At 46.9% G+C, this 14,345-nt stretch carries 19 protein-coding genes and 1 pseudogene; 9 read left to right on the top strand and 11 right to left on the bottom strand.

The window, feature by feature from the left end; genetic code table 11:
* Positions 1-197 (bottom strand): annotated as a pseudogene (locus H6F63_RS19870) (photosystem II q(b) protein); the annotation flags it as partial.
* Positions 198-216: 19 nt separating this feature from the next.
* Here H6F63_RS19870 and H6F63_RS19865 point away from each other — a divergent pair.
* Both H6F63_RS19865 and H6F63_RS19860 read left to right on the top strand, forming a co-directional pair.
* Entirely contained in the window at positions 217-438 is a 222-nt protein-coding gene (locus H6F63_RS19865) for a hypothetical protein (RefSeq protein WP_190639211.1), read from the top strand.
* Positions 435-1,841 carry a bifunctional orotidine-5'-phosphate decarboxylase/orotate phosphoribosyltransferase gene (locus H6F63_RS19860; protein ID WP_190639210.1) on the top strand — a complete coding sequence of 469 codons (1,407 nt, stop codon included), beginning with the start codon at positions 435-437 and terminating at the stop codon, positions 1,839-1,841. The genes H6F63_RS19865 and H6F63_RS19860 overlap by 4 nt, the downstream gene beginning before the upstream one ends.
* Before the next feature lie 518 nt (positions 1,842-2,359).
* Here H6F63_RS19860 and H6F63_RS19855 read toward each other — a convergent pair.
* A complete protein-coding gene (locus H6F63_RS19855) occupies positions 2,360-2,785 on the bottom strand; it encodes a Spy/CpxP family protein refolding chaperone (protein WP_190639209.1) in 426 nt (141 codons plus the stop codon).
* Between the two features lie 189 nt (positions 2,786-2,974).
* Between H6F63_RS19855 and H6F63_RS19850 the strand changes: the two genes are divergently transcribed.
* Positions 2,975-3,187, top strand: coding sequence for a hypothetical protein (locus H6F63_RS19850; protein ID WP_190639208.1), 213 nt, complete (start codon positions 2,975-2,977; stop codon positions 3,185-3,187).
* 91 nt (positions 3,188-3,278) lie between these two features.
* On the opposite strand, the gene H6F63_RS19845 is transcribed toward H6F63_RS19850, so the two are convergent.
* Both H6F63_RS19845 and H6F63_RS19840 read right to left on the bottom strand, forming a co-directional pair.
* Positions 3,279-3,515: a hypothetical protein gene (locus H6F63_RS19845; protein ID WP_199298165.1), complete on the bottom strand. Its 237-nt coding sequence runs from the start codon at positions 3,513-3,515 to the stop codon at positions 3,279-3,281.
* Between the two features lie 33 nt (positions 3,516-3,548).
* On the bottom strand, positions 3,549-4,301 hold the full coding sequence (locus H6F63_RS19840; RefSeq protein ID WP_199298164.1) for a Coq4 family protein: 753 nt from the start codon (positions 4,299-4,301) through the stop codon (positions 3,549-3,551).
* Positions 4,302-4,402: 101 nt separating this feature from the next.
* Here H6F63_RS19840 and H6F63_RS19835 point away from each other — a divergent pair, with 101 nt between their 5' ends.
* On the top strand, positions 4,403-5,035 hold the full coding sequence (locus H6F63_RS19835; protein WP_190639207.1) for a TetR/AcrR family transcriptional regulator: 633 nt from the start codon (positions 4,403-4,405) through the stop codon (positions 5,033-5,035).
* A gap of 116 nt (positions 5,036-5,151) precedes the next feature.
* Here the strand turns inward: H6F63_RS19835 and H6F63_RS19830 are convergent, their stop codons facing one another.
* Together H6F63_RS19830 and H6F63_RS19825 are read right to left on the bottom strand one after the other, a co-directional pair.
* Positions 5,152-5,490, bottom strand: coding sequence for a type II toxin-antitoxin system PemK/MazF family toxin (locus H6F63_RS19830; RefSeq protein ID WP_190639206.1), 339 nt, complete (start codon positions 5,488-5,490; stop codon positions 5,152-5,154).
* Positions 5,487-5,711, bottom strand: coding sequence for a hypothetical protein (locus H6F63_RS19825; protein WP_190639205.1), 225 nt, complete (start codon positions 5,709-5,711; stop codon positions 5,487-5,489). The genes H6F63_RS19830 and H6F63_RS19825 overlap by 4 nt, the downstream gene beginning before the upstream one ends.
* A 128-nt stretch (positions 5,712-5,839) precedes the next feature.
* Between H6F63_RS19825 and ilvA the strand changes: the two genes are divergently transcribed.
* A complete protein-coding gene (gene ilvA, locus H6F63_RS19820; RefSeq protein WP_190639204.1) occupies positions 5,840-7,384 on the top strand; it encodes a threonine ammonia-lyase, biosynthetic in 1,545 nt (514 codons plus the stop codon).
* Between the two features lie 99 nt (positions 7,385-7,483).
* Entirely contained in the window at positions 7,484-7,627 is a 144-nt protein-coding gene (locus tag H6F63_RS19815) for a hypothetical protein (protein ID WP_190639203.1), read from the top strand.
* Here H6F63_RS19815 and H6F63_RS19810 read toward each other — a convergent pair whose 3' ends face one another.
* Entirely contained in the window at positions 7,628-7,801 is a 174-nt protein-coding gene (locus tag H6F63_RS19810) for a hypothetical protein (RefSeq protein WP_190639202.1), read from the bottom strand.
* Positions 7,802-7,843: 42 nt separating this feature from the next.
* Between H6F63_RS19810 and H6F63_RS19805 the strand changes: the two genes are divergently transcribed.
* Together H6F63_RS19805 and H6F63_RS30630 are read left to right on the top strand one after the other, a co-directional pair.
* Positions 7,844-9,166: an amino acid permease gene (locus H6F63_RS19805; protein WP_190639201.1), complete on the top strand. Its 1,323-nt coding sequence runs from the start codon at positions 7,844-7,846 to the stop codon at positions 9,164-9,166.
* 19 nt (positions 9,167-9,185) lie between these two features.
* Positions 9,186-9,317, top strand: a complete 132-nt coding sequence (locus H6F63_RS30630; protein ID WP_277876452.1) for a hypothetical protein — start codon at positions 9,186-9,188, stop codon at positions 9,315-9,317.
* 251 nt (positions 9,318-9,568) lie between these two features.
* On the opposite strand, the gene H6F63_RS19800 is transcribed toward H6F63_RS30630, so the two are convergent.
* Complete coding sequence (locus H6F63_RS19800) at positions 9,569-10,342, bottom strand: 5-formyltetrahydrofolate cyclo-ligase (protein ID WP_190639200.1); 774 nt, start codon at positions 10,340-10,342, stop codon at positions 9,569-9,571.
* A gap of 154 nt (positions 10,343-10,496) precedes the next feature.
* On the opposite strand from H6F63_RS19800, the gene H6F63_RS19795 reads away from it, so the two are divergent.
* A complete protein-coding gene (locus H6F63_RS19795; protein WP_190639199.1) occupies positions 10,497-11,552 on the top strand; it encodes an agmatinase family protein in 1,056 nt (351 codons plus the stop codon).
* Between the two features lie 284 nt (positions 11,553-11,836).
* On the opposite strand, the gene H6F63_RS19790 is transcribed toward H6F63_RS19795, so the two are convergent.
* The 3 genes from H6F63_RS19790 to H6F63_RS19780 all read right to left on the bottom strand — a co-directional run bounded on the left by H6F63_RS19790 (position 11,837) and on the right by H6F63_RS19780 (position 13,959).
* Complete coding sequence (locus H6F63_RS19790; RefSeq protein ID WP_190639198.1) at positions 11,837-12,553, bottom strand: carbonic anhydrase; 717 nt, start codon at positions 12,551-12,553, stop codon at positions 11,837-11,839.
* Between the two features lie 118 nt (positions 12,554-12,671).
* Positions 12,672-12,983, bottom strand: a complete 312-nt coding sequence (locus tag H6F63_RS19785; RefSeq protein WP_190639197.1) for a P-II family nitrogen regulator — start codon at positions 12,981-12,983, stop codon at positions 12,672-12,674.
* Positions 12,984-12,987: 4 nt separating this feature from the next.
* Positions 12,988-13,959, bottom strand: coding sequence for a sodium-dependent bicarbonate transport family permease (locus H6F63_RS19780; protein ID WP_190639196.1), 972 nt, complete (start codon positions 13,957-13,959; stop codon positions 12,988-12,990).
* Positions 13,960-14,345: the final 386 nt, after the last annotated feature.

Genomic DNA, 14,345 nt, shown 5'->3' with positions numbered 1-14,345 from the left:
GGTTCGCGGATACCGTCGATGTCCACTGGGGGAGCGGCGATGAAGGCGATGATGAAGCAGATGGTTGCGGATAGCAGGGTGGGGATCATCAGAACGCCGAACCAGCCTACATACAGGCGGTTGTCGGTCGATGTAACCCACTCGCAGAACCGCTGCCATACGTTGGCGCTGGAGCGCTGTTGGATGGTTGTGGTCATGGTTTGAATGATTGCGGGAATGAATGTTTTAGGTCGATGTACTCATAGTAAAGTAACTTTTAAGTTTTATAAAGAAGTTTGTAAAAAATTTTTATTTTTATACCTGTGGGAGCGAAAAGCCTTAAAAGTCCGTATCTTGGTGAGAGTGGTGGCTGTTGGTGGTAGGAGTGACAACAGGCAGCGTCAAGTGGGTAAGCTGATTGTGCTGGAAGCGATCGCCCACAACAAAAAACACCTATGAACTTTTTCGATAAGTTACTTCAAGCAATTGAACGCAATCAAAGCTTACTGTACGTAACACTCGACCCAGAAGCGGAGAACCAGAACAAAACCCTGAGTGACATCTCCGATAGGCTACATCTAATCACCGAAACCGCAAATTATGTCTGTGCATATAAATTGACTCTTGGCTTTTATCAAGCGCTTGGCATCCCTGGCTTAGAACTACTCCAGCAAACCTTAGCAGCCATACCCAGTGACATCCCGGTAATTTTAGATGCTAAACACAGCGACATCAACACCAGCACAGTATTTGCCGAAACTGTATTTGAAAAATGGCAGGTTGATGCTTGTACGTTGTCGCCTTACGCCGGGCTGGACATGGCGGCACCTTTTTTGGTTTATCCAGGCAAAGCAGTCTTTGTCGAGTGCTACACTGGCAATCCCTCAGCCGCCGTCTTGCAAGAATATCCAAGCATCGGGCGACCTTTTTATCTGCATCTGGTGAAAGAAGCCAAAAACTGGGGAACGCCCGAACAACTGGGGCTAGAAGTAAGCGGGGCAATACCGGAAATTTTAGGTCGCATCCGCACCACCGCGCCAGAACGTCTCATCTTAGTGCAAGGATGGCCAGAAGACCAAAACTTAGAGCAAATTTTAGCGGCTGGCTTAAACGCCTATGGAGATGGGTTACTCCTTCCAGTTCCCCCAAATTTATTAACCACCGAACATCCAGCCGAAGCTGTCCAATCCTTACGCGACACGGTGAATAACCAGCGTCTGAAAATTGTACAAGAAAGCCCCACCTGTGAACTGTGGCTTCCGGATGTCTGCTTCTTACAGCCTTCTCCCCACCGAGACACGATTTTGCAACTTTACGATATTGGCTGTATTGTGTTTGGCGATCATGTGCAAGCGTCGGGAGCTATTTTTCCCTACTACATCGACCTCCGCAAAATTATCTCCCAACCGCAAATTTTTCATCAAATTTTAAGTGCCTACTCGGAAATCCTTAAAAATTTGCACTTTGACAGAATTGCCGGAATCCCTTATGGTTCATTACCAACTGCGACGGGGTTAGCGCTACGTTTAGATCGTCCAATGATTTTCCCACGTAAGGAAGTGAAATCCCACGGTACTAAACGGGTAATAGAAGGGCATTTTCAGCCTGGAGAAAAAATCGTGGTGGTGGATGATATTCTCATCAGTGGCAAAAGTGTAATGCAAGGAGCGGAAAAGTTAAAAGATGCTGGACTCAATGTAGAAGATATTGTGGTTTTGATAGACCATGAAAAGGGCGTTAAAGACAGGCTGCGGGAAAATGGCTATCAGGGTCATGCTGTGCTAACAATTTCGGAAATTGCCGAAACTTTGTATCAATCTGGCCGCATCAATTCTGAGCAATTCCAAATTTTAAGCCATTAGTCAGTTAGAAGACGAGGGAGCATCTTAGCTTTTGCAAATATACACCCGCAAGCTAGAAGCGTCGATGCTCCATAAACAAAGCCCGCCAACGCGCAGGCTTCGTTTGCTTAAGGTGACTACCATCAAGAAGGCGAAGCGCTTACAGCCGTCGGGATATTTTATATTTTACAAAAGTGAGATGCTCCCGACAGGAGTCTGATAATTCAGCAAATGCTTATAAAATTGCTGCTTTGGTAATGGGAATTGAGTCGCTCTGTTTTTCGGCAAGCTGTTACAGCATACATCCTGCCAATTTAGAATGAAATAGCCCAAAAGTTTTGGTAGCGAATGATGAGAGCTTGGATTTCCTGCTTGAACCCAAGCGAAGCGATCGCAGCTTAGATTGAAATTCCCTCTATTTTTGATGAAAACAAGGGGGCATGGGAAGCAATTATTTCCATACCCCCTTGAAGCTTTGCACGTGTTTGGTAAACTCTTTTCGAGTTACTTTTACTTACAAAGGAATAGCAACGTCTCCGTTAGGACTGTGTTTGTTGACGGCGTTGACGCCATTCTTGACGTAATTGCTCAAGTTGTTGTTTTTGGTCAGCAGTCAGCACTGCTTCCATCCGACTTTTGGTAGTCTGGCGAACTGCTTGGAGTCTTGATTTTTGGTCTTCACTTAGGTTCAGATTAGGTCTTTGCCGTTGCTCTTTAGCAAGGCGCATTTGTTCCTTTTGCTCCGAGGTGAAAATAGCATCCATTTGCTGCCGCGTAGACTCTTTAATTTGCTGCATTTGTGCTTTTTGAGCATCAGTCAAATTCAGCTGGTTGTACTTCATTCCTGCGCCACCAGCGCGACCAGGGCCAGCAAAAGCAACGTTGGTGAAAGCGGGAATCATTGGGGAAGCAGCAAGCATCAACGCGATCGCTCCTGGCAAGAAGAACAAAGATTTCATCTTCATAAAAATGGAAATTCCAAGTTGTTAGTGTGCAGCAACAACGGATCCGAATGTTGTATTACCTTAGACCAGGCAAGGGTGAGGATGGTTCAGTCTTTGTTAAAACTCATCGTGTCCAATTTGCCACATATCTCAGATGTATCGCCTATAGCCTTTACTACACAATAAGATGGGCGGTTGAGTGTTCTACTCATGAAAAGCGATCACGTAGGGTACAAAAGGCGATCGCACTGCTGTCTACGTGCAGCCGAAACTAATGTGCGCGATCGCTCTGTTTGTTCCTGCTTGCGATCGCGCTTTTATAGCTTCAAGATGAGCATTGTGCCTGTGACGCCTCAACTTTGCTTCCAGATTCCATTGCTATATGAGGGACGGCGCTTACACAAGAGATTGGGGTGCGGATAGTCCGATTGAATTGGAGAGTCGTGTTGGTAGTGAATGGTGAGATGTTGGGTTTCCTTACGTTTTCCCAACCTACAGGGATGAGCGATCGCACTTACACCCAATATTCGGGTTGAGCCATTTCAAGGGCGATTGCCAGCAAGTTGGCAAAATCAATCCGCGTCAACAGCCTCCAGAAACCAATCTGGGCGCGACAGCGGTGAATACCTGTTGAAATAGCCATACGCCAGAGCATAATCGCCAACGGCAACCAGGGATAGGTGAGGCGAATGGTGCGCCAGTAAAGCCTGCATGACATCATGACTAACCGTTTGGGGAATTCAACGTTCAAAATTCAAAATAAACAAAGATGATTTTGAATTGATTAATTCAGCACCAGTTCGGGCTGTGCAAGGGGTTGTACGTTCAGTTCTGCCTGCCACACTGAAACTGGTTTTTCCCAGGCTTCTTCCCATTTCTGAGCAATCAAGGGTTTGGCAGTTTGTCCCATTTCCCATCCCCGTGCGATCGCACTGAAAAGCGGAGATAGCGTCTCAGGTTGGAACAGCGTAGCGCTAATTAGGGCATTAGCGATAAGCATACTAGCCAGCGGAAGCTGAAACTGAGCTAGGTAGAAGGCTTGCAAACCAATTTCACCGATTTCGCCAGTATCAAATCCGGTAATAATGTGCCAAATGTCGTGGGTTTGCAGCCAACGATTTTCCACATAGCTGGTATCCGAGTCAATTTCGACTTCAGCCGCTAGCGTCTGAAAACCTGCCTGTTTCAAGCTGCTGGCATAGGCGTAACCCAATGAGTCCTTGGGATACTGCAACAAGGCTTCCAGATCGTGGGTGGGAGCCATATAGCGTTCTGCAATAATTTCAGCCACTTCTGGTGCTGCCTTCATTGCTTCAACGGCAACCTGGAAGGCATGAGTGTCAAGCAGCGTCGTGTTCAACTCCAGAACTGGAGCTAGATTTCCGCTGTCGTCAAGGAGTAGCGTCAGGAATGCTTTCATTCCTCTTAACGTGCGAAAGAAGTCTTTTACCGTTGTCCATATCTGTCCGTTAGAGTGCGGTTGCACGCTCAGATTAGGTCTGGTCGATCGCACAACCTGGGAATTCATAGACTGCATAGGAGTACCTCCGACAGGTGGAACTGAAGTAAAATATGAACACTGTTCATATTCAAATAATACGAACAGTGTTCATGTTTCGTCAAGGATGATTTCTGTAAATGACGACAGATCCTCAACAATCCTCAACCATGCGACGGCAACCTAAGCAGGCACGCAGCCAGGAGCGCGTGCATCACATCCTCAATGTTGCCGAGCAACTATTTATTGAACTGGGCTACGACCAAACCACGACACGAGCGATCGCGGCTCGTGCAGAAGTTGCTGTTGGGTCGCTCTACCAGTTCTTTCCTGACAAAGAAGCAATCCTCAAAGCTTTGGCTAATCGGTACTTTGAGCAGGAGTATCACCTGTTTGTGCAACTTCACGCCGAACTGATAGAGGCTCCAATCGCTGTCTATGTCGATCGCATGATCGATGCCTTTGACCAGTTCGCAACCGACCATCCTGGCTATCGCGCGGTACTCGAACAATTAATCGATCTGATGACGGTAGCCGATATCAGTAACCTGGATGAGTACGACCAACTGATTCTCAAAGAACTCGCCCATTTTCTGGAACGGAGAAACCCATCTTTAGATAATGCAAAGTGCGAATTAATTGCCACAACAATTGTGAAAGCTGCCAATGAGTTGCTATGGCTCTCTCTTACTCGCGATCGAATCTTCCGGGAACAACTCGTAGCAGAAACGAAAACATTGATTGCAGCGTACCTGCAAACCTACCAAATATAAAGATGTTGGGTTTCCTTGCTCCTACTCCAGCCCCTACGCTAAAGTCAACTCAACCTATGGCGATGGGCGATCGCACTTCACGCTCCCTACGAGTGGCAAGACGGGCACAAGGGTTCTTAATTGTCCAATTCTGCAAGAGCCACCTTGACACAATCCCGAACACCTTGCCAATCACGCTCTGATAACTGCCCAATACAAACCAAGTTGGCAGAAGGAGGCAACGTTACAATGAAACTCCGAAAAACAGACGCAACCCTTAAACCTGCTGCTTGCCAATCCTGAAGCACGTAATCGGTTACGCCTAACGCAGTTGTCTGAGTCGTAATCAGCCCGACTATTACATCGGGGCGATTTGCATGATAGGTTGCTGAGGACAACACGACAGCAGGACGACGTTTAACACCTGTGACACCAGGAAAATCAACGGTGACAACATCACCTGGATTAAAGGTCACTCAGCAAACTCCTCGCTCTCAGGGTCGCCTGTTGCAGCATATTGTAAGGAAAAGGTAACTAGATCGAGTTGATCTTGCTCTGTCCATGTATCACTTTGATCAACAACATCAGCATTGTGCTGTACCAGCTCGTTGAGAATCAGTGTTGCCAAGCGTAACCGCTCTGTTGGTGACAAAGTGCGAATAACCTGGGTATAAATTTCTTGGATGGTGGTTGGCATAACAAATCCTCCTGTCCCTCATCCTAATTTATATCTATGGTTGTGCTCCCACCCTCACCCCCACACCACAGAATCTACCAGTGAAGTAAAATTGTCTTCCATCCGCCATCTGCAACCCCCTTCATCCCATGCTTTGCGACTACCTGGTACAAATCCTGACGGCTCGTGTCTACGATGTCGCCCAAGAAACGCCCCTAGAATACGCCCCAAACCTCTCCGCACGGCTGAATAACAAACTCCTGCTGAAGCGAGAGGATATGCAATCAGTGTTTTCCTTCAAGCTGCGGGGTGCTTACAACAAGATGGCGCACCTGTCGCCGGATATGCTGGCACAGGGTGTAATTGCTGCATCCGCCGGGAACCATGCCCAAGGAGTCGCCCTAGCTGCGCGTCAGCTAGGAACGCAAGCGATTATCGTCATGCCAGTCACTACGCCTCAAGTGAAGGTGGATGCCGTTAAAGCGCGAGGGGGAGAAGTTGTATTGCATGGCGACACTTACGACGATGCCTATGCTTTTGCCCGTCAACTGGAAGTGGAAAAAGGCTTAACTTTTATTCACCCCTTTGACGATCCGCACGTAATTGCCGGACAGGGGACAATCGGGATGGAAATTCTGCGGCAATGTCAGCAACCCATTCATGCTATTTTTGTGGCGATTGGGGGCGGCGGATTGATTTCTGGGATTGCGGCGTATGTAAAACGGTTGCGTCCCGATATTAAGATTATTGGCGTTGAACCCGTCGATGCCGATGCTATGTCTCAATCCCTGAAAGTCGGGAAACGGGTGCGCTTGTCGAATGTGGGTTTATTTGCCGATGGGGTTGCAGTGCGGGAAGTCGGGGAAGAAACCTTCCGGCTGTGTCAAGAGTACGTCGATGAAATCATTTTGGTGGATACGGATGACACTTGTGCTGCAATTAAAGACGTATTTGAGGATACGCGATCGATTTTAGAACCAGCCGGTGCATTAGCGATCGCAGGCGCTAAAGCCTACGTCGAACGGGAGCAAATTGAAGGACAAACGTTAGTTGCCGTTGCCTGCGGTGCTAACATGAACTTCGATCGCCTCCGCTTTGTCGCAGAACGAGCCGAGTTTGGCGAACGCCGCGAAGCCATTTATGCCGTCACCATTCCCGAAGAACCCGGTAGTCTCCGCAAGTTTTGCGAATGTCTTGGCAGACGCAATCTAACTGAGTTTAGCTATCGCATTGCCGATGAAAAAGAAGCCCATATTTTTGTCGGCGTGCAAATTCAAAACCGTGCCGATGCTGCAAAGATGGCAGAAAGTTTTGAAGCTTGCGGGTTCAAAACTCTTGACTTAACCGATGACGAACTGACCAAACTGCACTTGCGTCACATGGTTGGCGGACGTTCTCTCCTTGCTTGCGATGAATTGCTTTATCGCTTCGAGTTTCCTGAACGTCCCGGCGCATTAATGAAGTTCGTTGGTTCCATGAGTCCCAACTGGAATATTAGTATGTTCCACTACCGCAACAACGGCGCAGACTACGGACGAATCGTTGTAGGAATGCAAGTACCTCCCCACGAAATGCAAGAGTGGCAGGCATTTCTCGATACCCTCGGCTATCGCTATTGGGATGAAAGCAAGAATCCCGCCTATAAGCTGTTTTTGGGGCAAGAAAATTGTACGCCGCCTTTGTCATATCGTTAGCAAGCTGAGGCTTAGAGCGATAACGAAATAACTCGAAGGCAAGGAGATAGAAAACGTATAGTGATCGCACTGTTCTTGCCTTCATTACCCGAAATCCAAATGAACCAACCCAGGAGCAAAATAGTTTTGATTCCGGGTGCATCTAGTGGAATTGGGAAGACAGCCGCCCAACTTTTCGCCCAACATCGATGGAATGTTGTGGCAAAAGCCCGATCGCCCGAACAGGTACCGAGCTTAGCATAGTTAGATCGCATCGCTGTCTGGCGTTTGGATGTTACTGGCACCCCAACAATTCATGATGCCGTTGAGACAGCCAGTTGAGGTAGAAAAGTAGCCAGCATTGCTCGATAGACTAGGCGATCGCTTTCTTGTTTCTTGCTGCCGATAGCACCCCGTACCCCCTATACTGACGAGCATAAAGATTACAGATTGGGCAAGTAGAAGGACAAGAGAAATTCTATGGAACCGAATGCAGAAGCGGATTCACTCAAGCGAGTGTTTGGATTGCCGACGCTGGTGATTTACGGGGTTGGTGATATTCTTGGTGCCGGAATATATGCAGTGATCGGAAAAATTGCCGGACTTTCCGGCTCTTTGGTTTGGGCTTCTTTCCTGACATCCATGATTGTTGCGGCACTCACCGCTTTAAGCTACGCCGAACTTGGCAACCGAATTCCGCAAAGCGGAGGAGTCGCCAGTTTCATCCACAGAGCGTTTCGCAAGGATTGGCTCTCAATCTTGGTAGGCTGGTTGATGTTTTGTACCTGCCTAGTTTCGATGGCGACGCTCTCAAAAGCGTTTGCAGGCTATCTCAACGCTTTTGCTCCAGCGATTCCATATTGGTTGATTATCCTGGCGCTATTTGCGGGTCTTGCATTTGTTAATTTTAGGGGAATGCAAGAGTCCTCAGCCCTGAACATTTTTTGCACGGCTCTTGAAGTTTCGGGTCTTGTGATTGTCATCGTCGTGGCAACCCTTTTTCTCATCGGAAACCCAGCAGGCGCGGCGAATCCTGTTGCCAGTCCCGTCCCCAACGCGCCAGCCGTCGGTTGGATAGCGGTCGTTCAGGGAGCGGCACTCGCCTTCTACGCCTTCATTGGGTTTGAGGATATTGTCAATGTTTCCGAGGAAGTAAAAAATCCCCAGCGCAATGTTCCGAGAGCGATTCTGCTTTCTCTGGGAATTGCAGGTGTCGTTTATGTTCTCGTCTCCTGGCTTGCCGTTCAGGTACTCAGTTCGGCGGAACTTGCCGCCTCGAACGCTCCTCTTCTCGATGTTGTTCGGCGATCGCAGCCAAATTTCCCAGCAATCGTCTTTTCACTCATCGCCCTGTTCGCAGTTCTAAATACTGCTTTGCTGAATTTTGTCACCGCATCGCGGCTGCTTTACGGAATGTCCCGCGAAGGATTGCTTCCAGCTTGGTTAGGAAAATTACATCCACGCCGAGCAACTCCCTATCGAACGCTGCTTGTCATTCTGCCGCTCGTCATTTTTCTCGCGCTGGCATTTCCGCTTGCATTCTTGGCTGGAACAACCTCAACATTGATTCTGGCAATGTTTTCTCTTGTCAACATCTCATTGCTAGTCATCAAACGCCGAGAACCTCGAACCGAAGGGTTTCAGGTTCCTTCTGCGATTCCGGCTTTAGCGCTGTTCTCCAACCTATTTCTCATTGCTTTCGCCGAGCCAAAAAGTAACATTGCGGCGTTAGTGTTTACAGGTTTAGGAATGCTCATAATTTTAATTCGCAATGCTCTTAGCAGACGATTGCCAAGCTCTTAACTTTATCTGCTGACTGTAGATGCGAATTCTACTTGATGAATGTGCGCCACGACCTCTGACACTCCTACTGTTCGTGGCGCGATCGCTTCATTCAACCCAAGCACTCAGAAGCGTCTTCACTCACAGCTGTTATTCCCTGGCTGCTGGCTGACAGGACTCGCGATCGCGTCTATAGGTTAAGGGTTTATTATGGGAAAAGCGTTAGTACAGCTTTACCCATAAATTACTTTAGCGCTAATAAATTTTAAAGCGATCACTCTCATCTATGAAATTTTGAAATAACCAGAAATTTTAGCAGGCGCTACTTGCTGTAGCGATCGCATTATGGTGAAAAAGAATGCAGCTTTTGTCTATTATTTAATCTGTTGTCGTTGATAATTCCCTTCACTGTCGTTGTCCAGGTTAAATGGCTTGATTTGCAAGTTTCTCCCTCAGTTTCCGTAAAATTGGGATTTCCTTATATCGGTCAGGACGAATTCTATCCCAGTCTAGTCCTGCTGGCCGTGGATAAGTTGTATTTGTTTCGATTGCCTTATCAGCAGTAACAATCCAATCCAGTCCCCAATCGTGAGGTTGCATTGGTAAACATTCTTCTTCAACAATTTGCAACGTATGCACCGTTGTCACAATTGGAGTATCTGACTGCACTAATCCAAATTCTTTTAACATCGCCAGTTCCAAATCTGCAAATCCTGCCCCTTTACCAGTTCTACCCCCATTGCGCGTTACCGCCACACAACCCACAATAACTAAATCGATAGTCTGCATCTCTTCAAAAGTTACCAATCGCCCATAAGTTAGCGCCTTCCGCGCGATCGCAGCTTCTTCAAGCGGGATGTTGCGCTGCTGCAAATCCTCAGCCGTCAATTCAACAAAGCAGCGAGTATTCGTTAAGCGGGGTACAGCCATGTATAAGCATTTCCCATCTTTTAAAGCACGCGATCGCACCGGAATTTGCGGTGAATCCGGATTGCACTTAATTGCTTTTGCTTGTTGCCAAATTGGTAAATCTGCTAACTGTTCAGCCGCTTTTTGGGAACCGACAAAGTTAGGAATGTGACCTTGCGGATCTCCGATGGCTACCCCCTGCTGCTTCAGCAACGACCAAATATCAGCCCTCAGATTGTCCTTATGGGCATGATAACCAGTCCAAGTTGTCTTGATGTTATTTGGCATCAGCGATCGCTAATTTGTTATGTTAACAAATCCTTGTGGAAGATAGACTGGGATAGCAACCGACTCAGCTTGGCTCATCCCAAAACTTGCAATATCAACGCTAACATTTATCAAGCCACTTTTTGCTAACCCACTTTAATTCAGGACATACTCAATGGCTACCAGAGAAGAAATCCTCCTAAACTTTGATCCTAGCGGTATTGGTGTCGATAACGGTAATCTCTTAGGACTTCCATTTGACTACGACTCTGCCAATATTATTGTGTTTGGCATTCCCTGGGAAGTGACTGTTTCCTATGGCTCCGGCACAGCTTTTGGGCCAAATGCAGTTTTAGAATCCTCTCGTCAACTGGATTTGTATGACTTTGACAATCCAGAAGGCTGGAAAAAAGGTATTTTCATGGTAGAAATTCCCAAAGATATCCAGCAGAAAAATGAGGTTTTGAGGCAGGATGCGGCTCGAATTATTGAGCATATGGAACAAGGGAAGCGTGTCGAAGATGACCCAAATCTCACGCAAGTCTTGAAAACAGTTAATCAAGAGTGTCAATCTGTCAATCAATGGCTGTTTGAACAGGCTAAAACTGCGATAAAACAGGGTAAAAAGGTTGCAGCAATCGGAGGAGATCACAGCGTACCTCTGGGAGCTATTCAGGCATTGGCAGAAAGTTACCCGGAATTCGGAATTTTACACATCGATGCTCACGCGGACTTACGCGATGCTTATGAGGGTTTCGAGTTTTCTCATGCCTCAATTATGTTTAATGCGCTGAAATTGCCCCAAATGTCGAAGTTAGTTCAAGTGGGCATTCGCGATATTTCTCAAGATGAAGTTAATCTGATTCAACAGTCTGAAGGGCGAGTTTCTGCCTACTACGATCCTCAGTTAAAACGAAAGCTTTATGCTGGAGTTTCTTGGTTGGAAATTTGCCAACAAATCGTTGCAGAACTACCGCAGAATGTTTACATCAGTTTCGATGTCGATGGATTAGACCCCAAACTGTGCCCGAATACAGGAACTCCGGTTCCTGGAGGTCTAGAACTAGAGCAAACCTTTTTCTTGTTCCGCGAAGTTGTCAATAGCGGCAGACAGATTATTGGGTTTGATGTATGCGAAGTGGGGAATAGTGAGTGGGATGGTAACGTTGGCGCTAGGGCAGTTTATAAACTCTGCAATCTGATGACATTATCAGAGCAAAACCTTTCCTAGCGATTGAGAAAATTCTAACAATAAGTGATGCTGGCACAAAATCTATCTTAAAAGATGCGATCGCTCTTTTTGTAAGCGCGATCGCTCTCACCCTGTAGCCATTCGTGCTGCCTGTCGGCAAAGTCTGCATATTGCATGGGCAGTTCGCCCCTACCTATCTATTGCAACCATAATTCAGCAGAGACAGTAGGGGCGAGTTTATCTAGTATCACCGTCAGCAGAGGGAATGTTCGCAGCAGCCGCATCAGCGTTGACGGAAATTGAGATGCCTGTTTTACGCAATCCTAAATCAACGTGACTTTTCCAGTATCAAGATCGTAACGACCTCCGACAATTTTGAGCTTGTCATCCAGCAATCGTTCCGAAACGATCGTTGAATTTTGCTTCAATTTCTCAAGTTGATACCGAACATTTGCAACTACAGCATTATCAACCGGATCGCCCGATTCATCTTTTGCCTTAGCGATCGCGGGTTTGATGGCTTTAACAAAAGAATTCATGTTTCCTGGGAGACGTTCCCCCTGGACTGCGGCGGTGACAGCACCACAGCGTTCGTGACCTAAAACCATAATCACAGGAGTGCTGAGGATAGCGACAGCGTATTCCAAACTGCCAAGCACCTCTGGAGTCACGATATTTCCAGCAACCCGGATATCAAATAAGTCACCGAGTCCTTCATCAAACAAAATTTCCGCAGGCACCCGCGAATCCGCGCAGGTTAGCAGCGTTGCAAAAGGGTGTTGTGCTTGGGCAAGTTCTTTAATACGTTCCTCTGATTGATCGGGATGCTTAGCCTTGTGTTGCACAAACCGTTGATTGCCCTCCATCAAACGTTTTAGGGCGGCATCAGGGCTGGGAGGATCAACGGTGGCAGCGATCGCTCGGTTTGCTTGCACGCCCCAGAATGCACTTCCCGCCACAGCCGCCATCAGTGCTATTCCGCCGTTTCCTGTTAAGTTCAAGAAATTGCGCCGCCCTATTAACCCATTGTTCTGATTCATAGGTATTAAGAAGAAGTAAAAGTTGTAGAATGAACTATTCAAAGTTTAAAGTCTAGCTTTGACTGGAGATTTTGTTTTTTAGTCTTTCCAAATTTCCCAGAAAACAAAAGTAGCCACCTTACAGCGACGCAACGCATCTTGTCGAGCGAATTTCCAGCGCATCAGAAATGTAACAGCTGCCTCCGAACTTGTTGAGGATTGGTCGAATAATTTCCACAGCACCTTTAAGTATTTCCGGGGAACAAAAGGCAACCACGTAGACATTATCCAGCATAGTCATATCCAAATCTTCAGAACCGCCTCTGAGTCCTTGTCCGGCAACATTTCGGATAACTAGATGCCCCGTTACACCGGCTTTTTTTAAGCCATCTAAAATTTTGCCAAGTTCAAATGAATTTGCGATGATTTCTATTCGTTTAACTGAATGCATGATGTTATCTCCAAAGCATCTCAATTCCGTACAGATATAAAGGAATTCCCACAATGATGTTGAAAGGAAACGTTACAGCTAGCGCGGTAGAAACGTACAAGCTAGGATTCGCTTCAGGAACCGTTAAGCGCATAGCGGCGGGAACAGCAATATAAGAAGCACTCGCACAAAGCACCGCAAATAAGAGCGCGTCTCCCTTGGGCATTCCGATAAATTTTGCAATGAAAAGACTAATACCTGCATTGAGGATTGGGATCAGTATTGCAAAAGAAATCAGGAAAACGCCCGTTTTCTGCAAGTCCTTAATCCTTCTAGCCGCAACCAACCCCATGTCGAGCAAAAAGAAGGTCAGGATACCGTAGAACAAGCCCTGAGTAAAGGGTTCCAAAGTGTGCCAACCGCGTTCTCCAGTTAGGACTCCGATTATGAGGCTACCAACTAGCAGAAATACGGAGCTATTCAGGAAGGCTTCTTGCAACACTTCGGGCCAGGAAAAGTCCCGATCTCCCTGGCTGGGTGTGAATAGATTGACCAGAATCAGCCCGACGATGATAGCCGGAGATTCCATAAGCGCTAGGGCTGCAACCATATAACCATCATAATCAATCCCCAACTCGGTCAAAAAAGCTCCTGCCGTGATGAAAGTTACGGCACTGATGGAGCCATAAGTCGCAGCGATCGCTGCTGCATCATAGGTATCTAGCCTCAGCTTCAGGATAAAAAACGTATAGATCGGGACGGCACACGCCATCAACATGGCTGCCAGCATGGTGAATATCACCTCCTGGGTCAAGCCGCTTTTGACCAGTTCCACTCCTCCTTTAAAGCCAATGGAAAATAGTAGATAAAGTGACAGTAACTTGGGGAAAGGAGCCGGAATTTCCAGATCCGATTTAACAAAAACTGCCAGCATACCTAGAAAGAAGAATAGGATTGGTGGATTCAGGATATTAGAAACGATCAGGCTTGTATCCATATCCGCTCCCCATTCTGGATAACCAAGAATTTGAAAAAGGTTTTAATCATGACTGAAGTGAAACAGTGATTCTACGCATCAGAGGTTGCGTAGAACCACTGTATGGCAATTGAGGCGCTAAAAAAATATAGGAAATTTTTATAGCAAGTATAAATAAAACCTTTCTAACTACCGAAATCAGCCAGGAGCTGGGTTTGACAATAACTAAAGTCGCGACTGCAACAACAGCGCAGACTACGGGCAAATTGTAGTGAAGATGCCAGTGCCTCCTGCATCTGGTGGGGAAACACTGGCATTTCTCGATCCGCTCAGGCTTAGGTAGGTATTTCTTACCGCAAGCAGTCGAACGTAAGTGGATTAAATTGCGGTTTTGTTTCGGTAGCGCG

This window comes from Trichocoleus sp. FACHB-40 (genome assembly GCF_014695915.1).
GTDB lineage: Bacteria > Cyanobacteriota > Cyanobacteriia > Cyanobacteriales > FACHB-T130 > Funiculus > Funiculus sociatus.
Note: the sequence above shows the minus strand (reverse complement) of the source record. Positions and strands in the feature narration are given on the sequence as shown.

Excerpts from the sequence above, each read along its gene's own strand:
- H6F63_RS19865 (WP_190639211.1), top strand. The coding sequence starts at position 217 with ATGAATGTTTTAGGTCGATGTACTCATAGTAAAGTAACTTTTAAGTTT.
- H6F63_RS19860 (WP_190639210.1), top strand. The coding sequence starts at position 435 with ATGAACTTTTTCGATAAGTTACTTCAAGCAATTGAACGCAATCAAAGC.
- H6F63_RS19855 (WP_190639209.1), bottom strand. The coding sequence starts at position 2,785 with ATGAAGATGAAATCTTTGTTCTTCTTGCCAGGAGCGATCGCGTTGATG.
- H6F63_RS19850 (WP_190639208.1), top strand. The coding sequence starts at position 2,975 with ATGAAAAGCGATCACGTAGGGTACAAAAGGCGATCGCACTGCTGTCTA.
- H6F63_RS19840 (WP_199298164.1), bottom strand. The coding sequence starts at position 4,301 with ATGCAGTCTATGAATTCCCAGGTTGTGCGATCGACCAGACCTAATCTG.
- H6F63_RS19835 (WP_190639207.1), top strand. The coding sequence starts at position 4,403 with ATGACGACAGATCCTCAACAATCCTCAACCATGCGACGGCAACCTAAG.
- H6F63_RS19825 (WP_190639205.1), bottom strand. The coding sequence starts at position 5,711 with ATGCCAACCACCATCCAAGAAATTTATACCCAGGTTATTCGCACTTTG.
- ilvA (WP_190639204.1), top strand. The coding sequence starts at position 5,840 with ATGCTTTGCGACTACCTGGTACAAATCCTGACGGCTCGTGTCTACGAT.
- H6F63_RS19815 (WP_190639203.1), top strand. The coding sequence starts at position 7,484 with ATGAACCAACCCAGGAGCAAAATAGTTTTGATTCCGGGTGCATCTAGT.
- H6F63_RS19810 (WP_190639202.1), bottom strand. The coding sequence starts at position 7,801 with ATGCTCGTCAGTATAGGGGGTACGGGGTGCTATCGGCAGCAAGAAACA.
- H6F63_RS19805 (WP_190639201.1), top strand. The coding sequence starts at position 7,844 with ATGGAACCGAATGCAGAAGCGGATTCACTCAAGCGAGTGTTTGGATTG.
- H6F63_RS30630 (WP_277876452.1), top strand. The coding sequence starts at position 9,186 with ATGCGAATTCTACTTGATGAATGTGCGCCACGACCTCTGACACTCCTA.
- H6F63_RS19800 (WP_190639200.1), bottom strand. The coding sequence starts at position 10,342 with ATGCCAAATAACATCAAGACAACTTGGACTGGTTATCATGCCCATAAG.
- H6F63_RS19795 (WP_190639199.1), top strand. The coding sequence starts at position 10,497 with ATGGCTACCAGAGAAGAAATCCTCCTAAACTTTGATCCTAGCGGTATT.
- H6F63_RS19790 (WP_190639198.1), bottom strand. The coding sequence starts at position 12,553 with ATGAATCAGAACAATGGGTTAATAGGGCGGCGCAATTTCTTGAACTTA.
- H6F63_RS19785 (WP_190639197.1), bottom strand. The coding sequence starts at position 12,983 with ATGCATTCAGTTAAACGAATAGAAATCATCGCAAATTCATTTGAACTT.
- H6F63_RS19780 (WP_190639196.1), bottom strand. The coding sequence starts at position 13,959 with ATGGATACAAGCCTGATCGTTTCTAATATCCTGAATCCACCAATCCTA.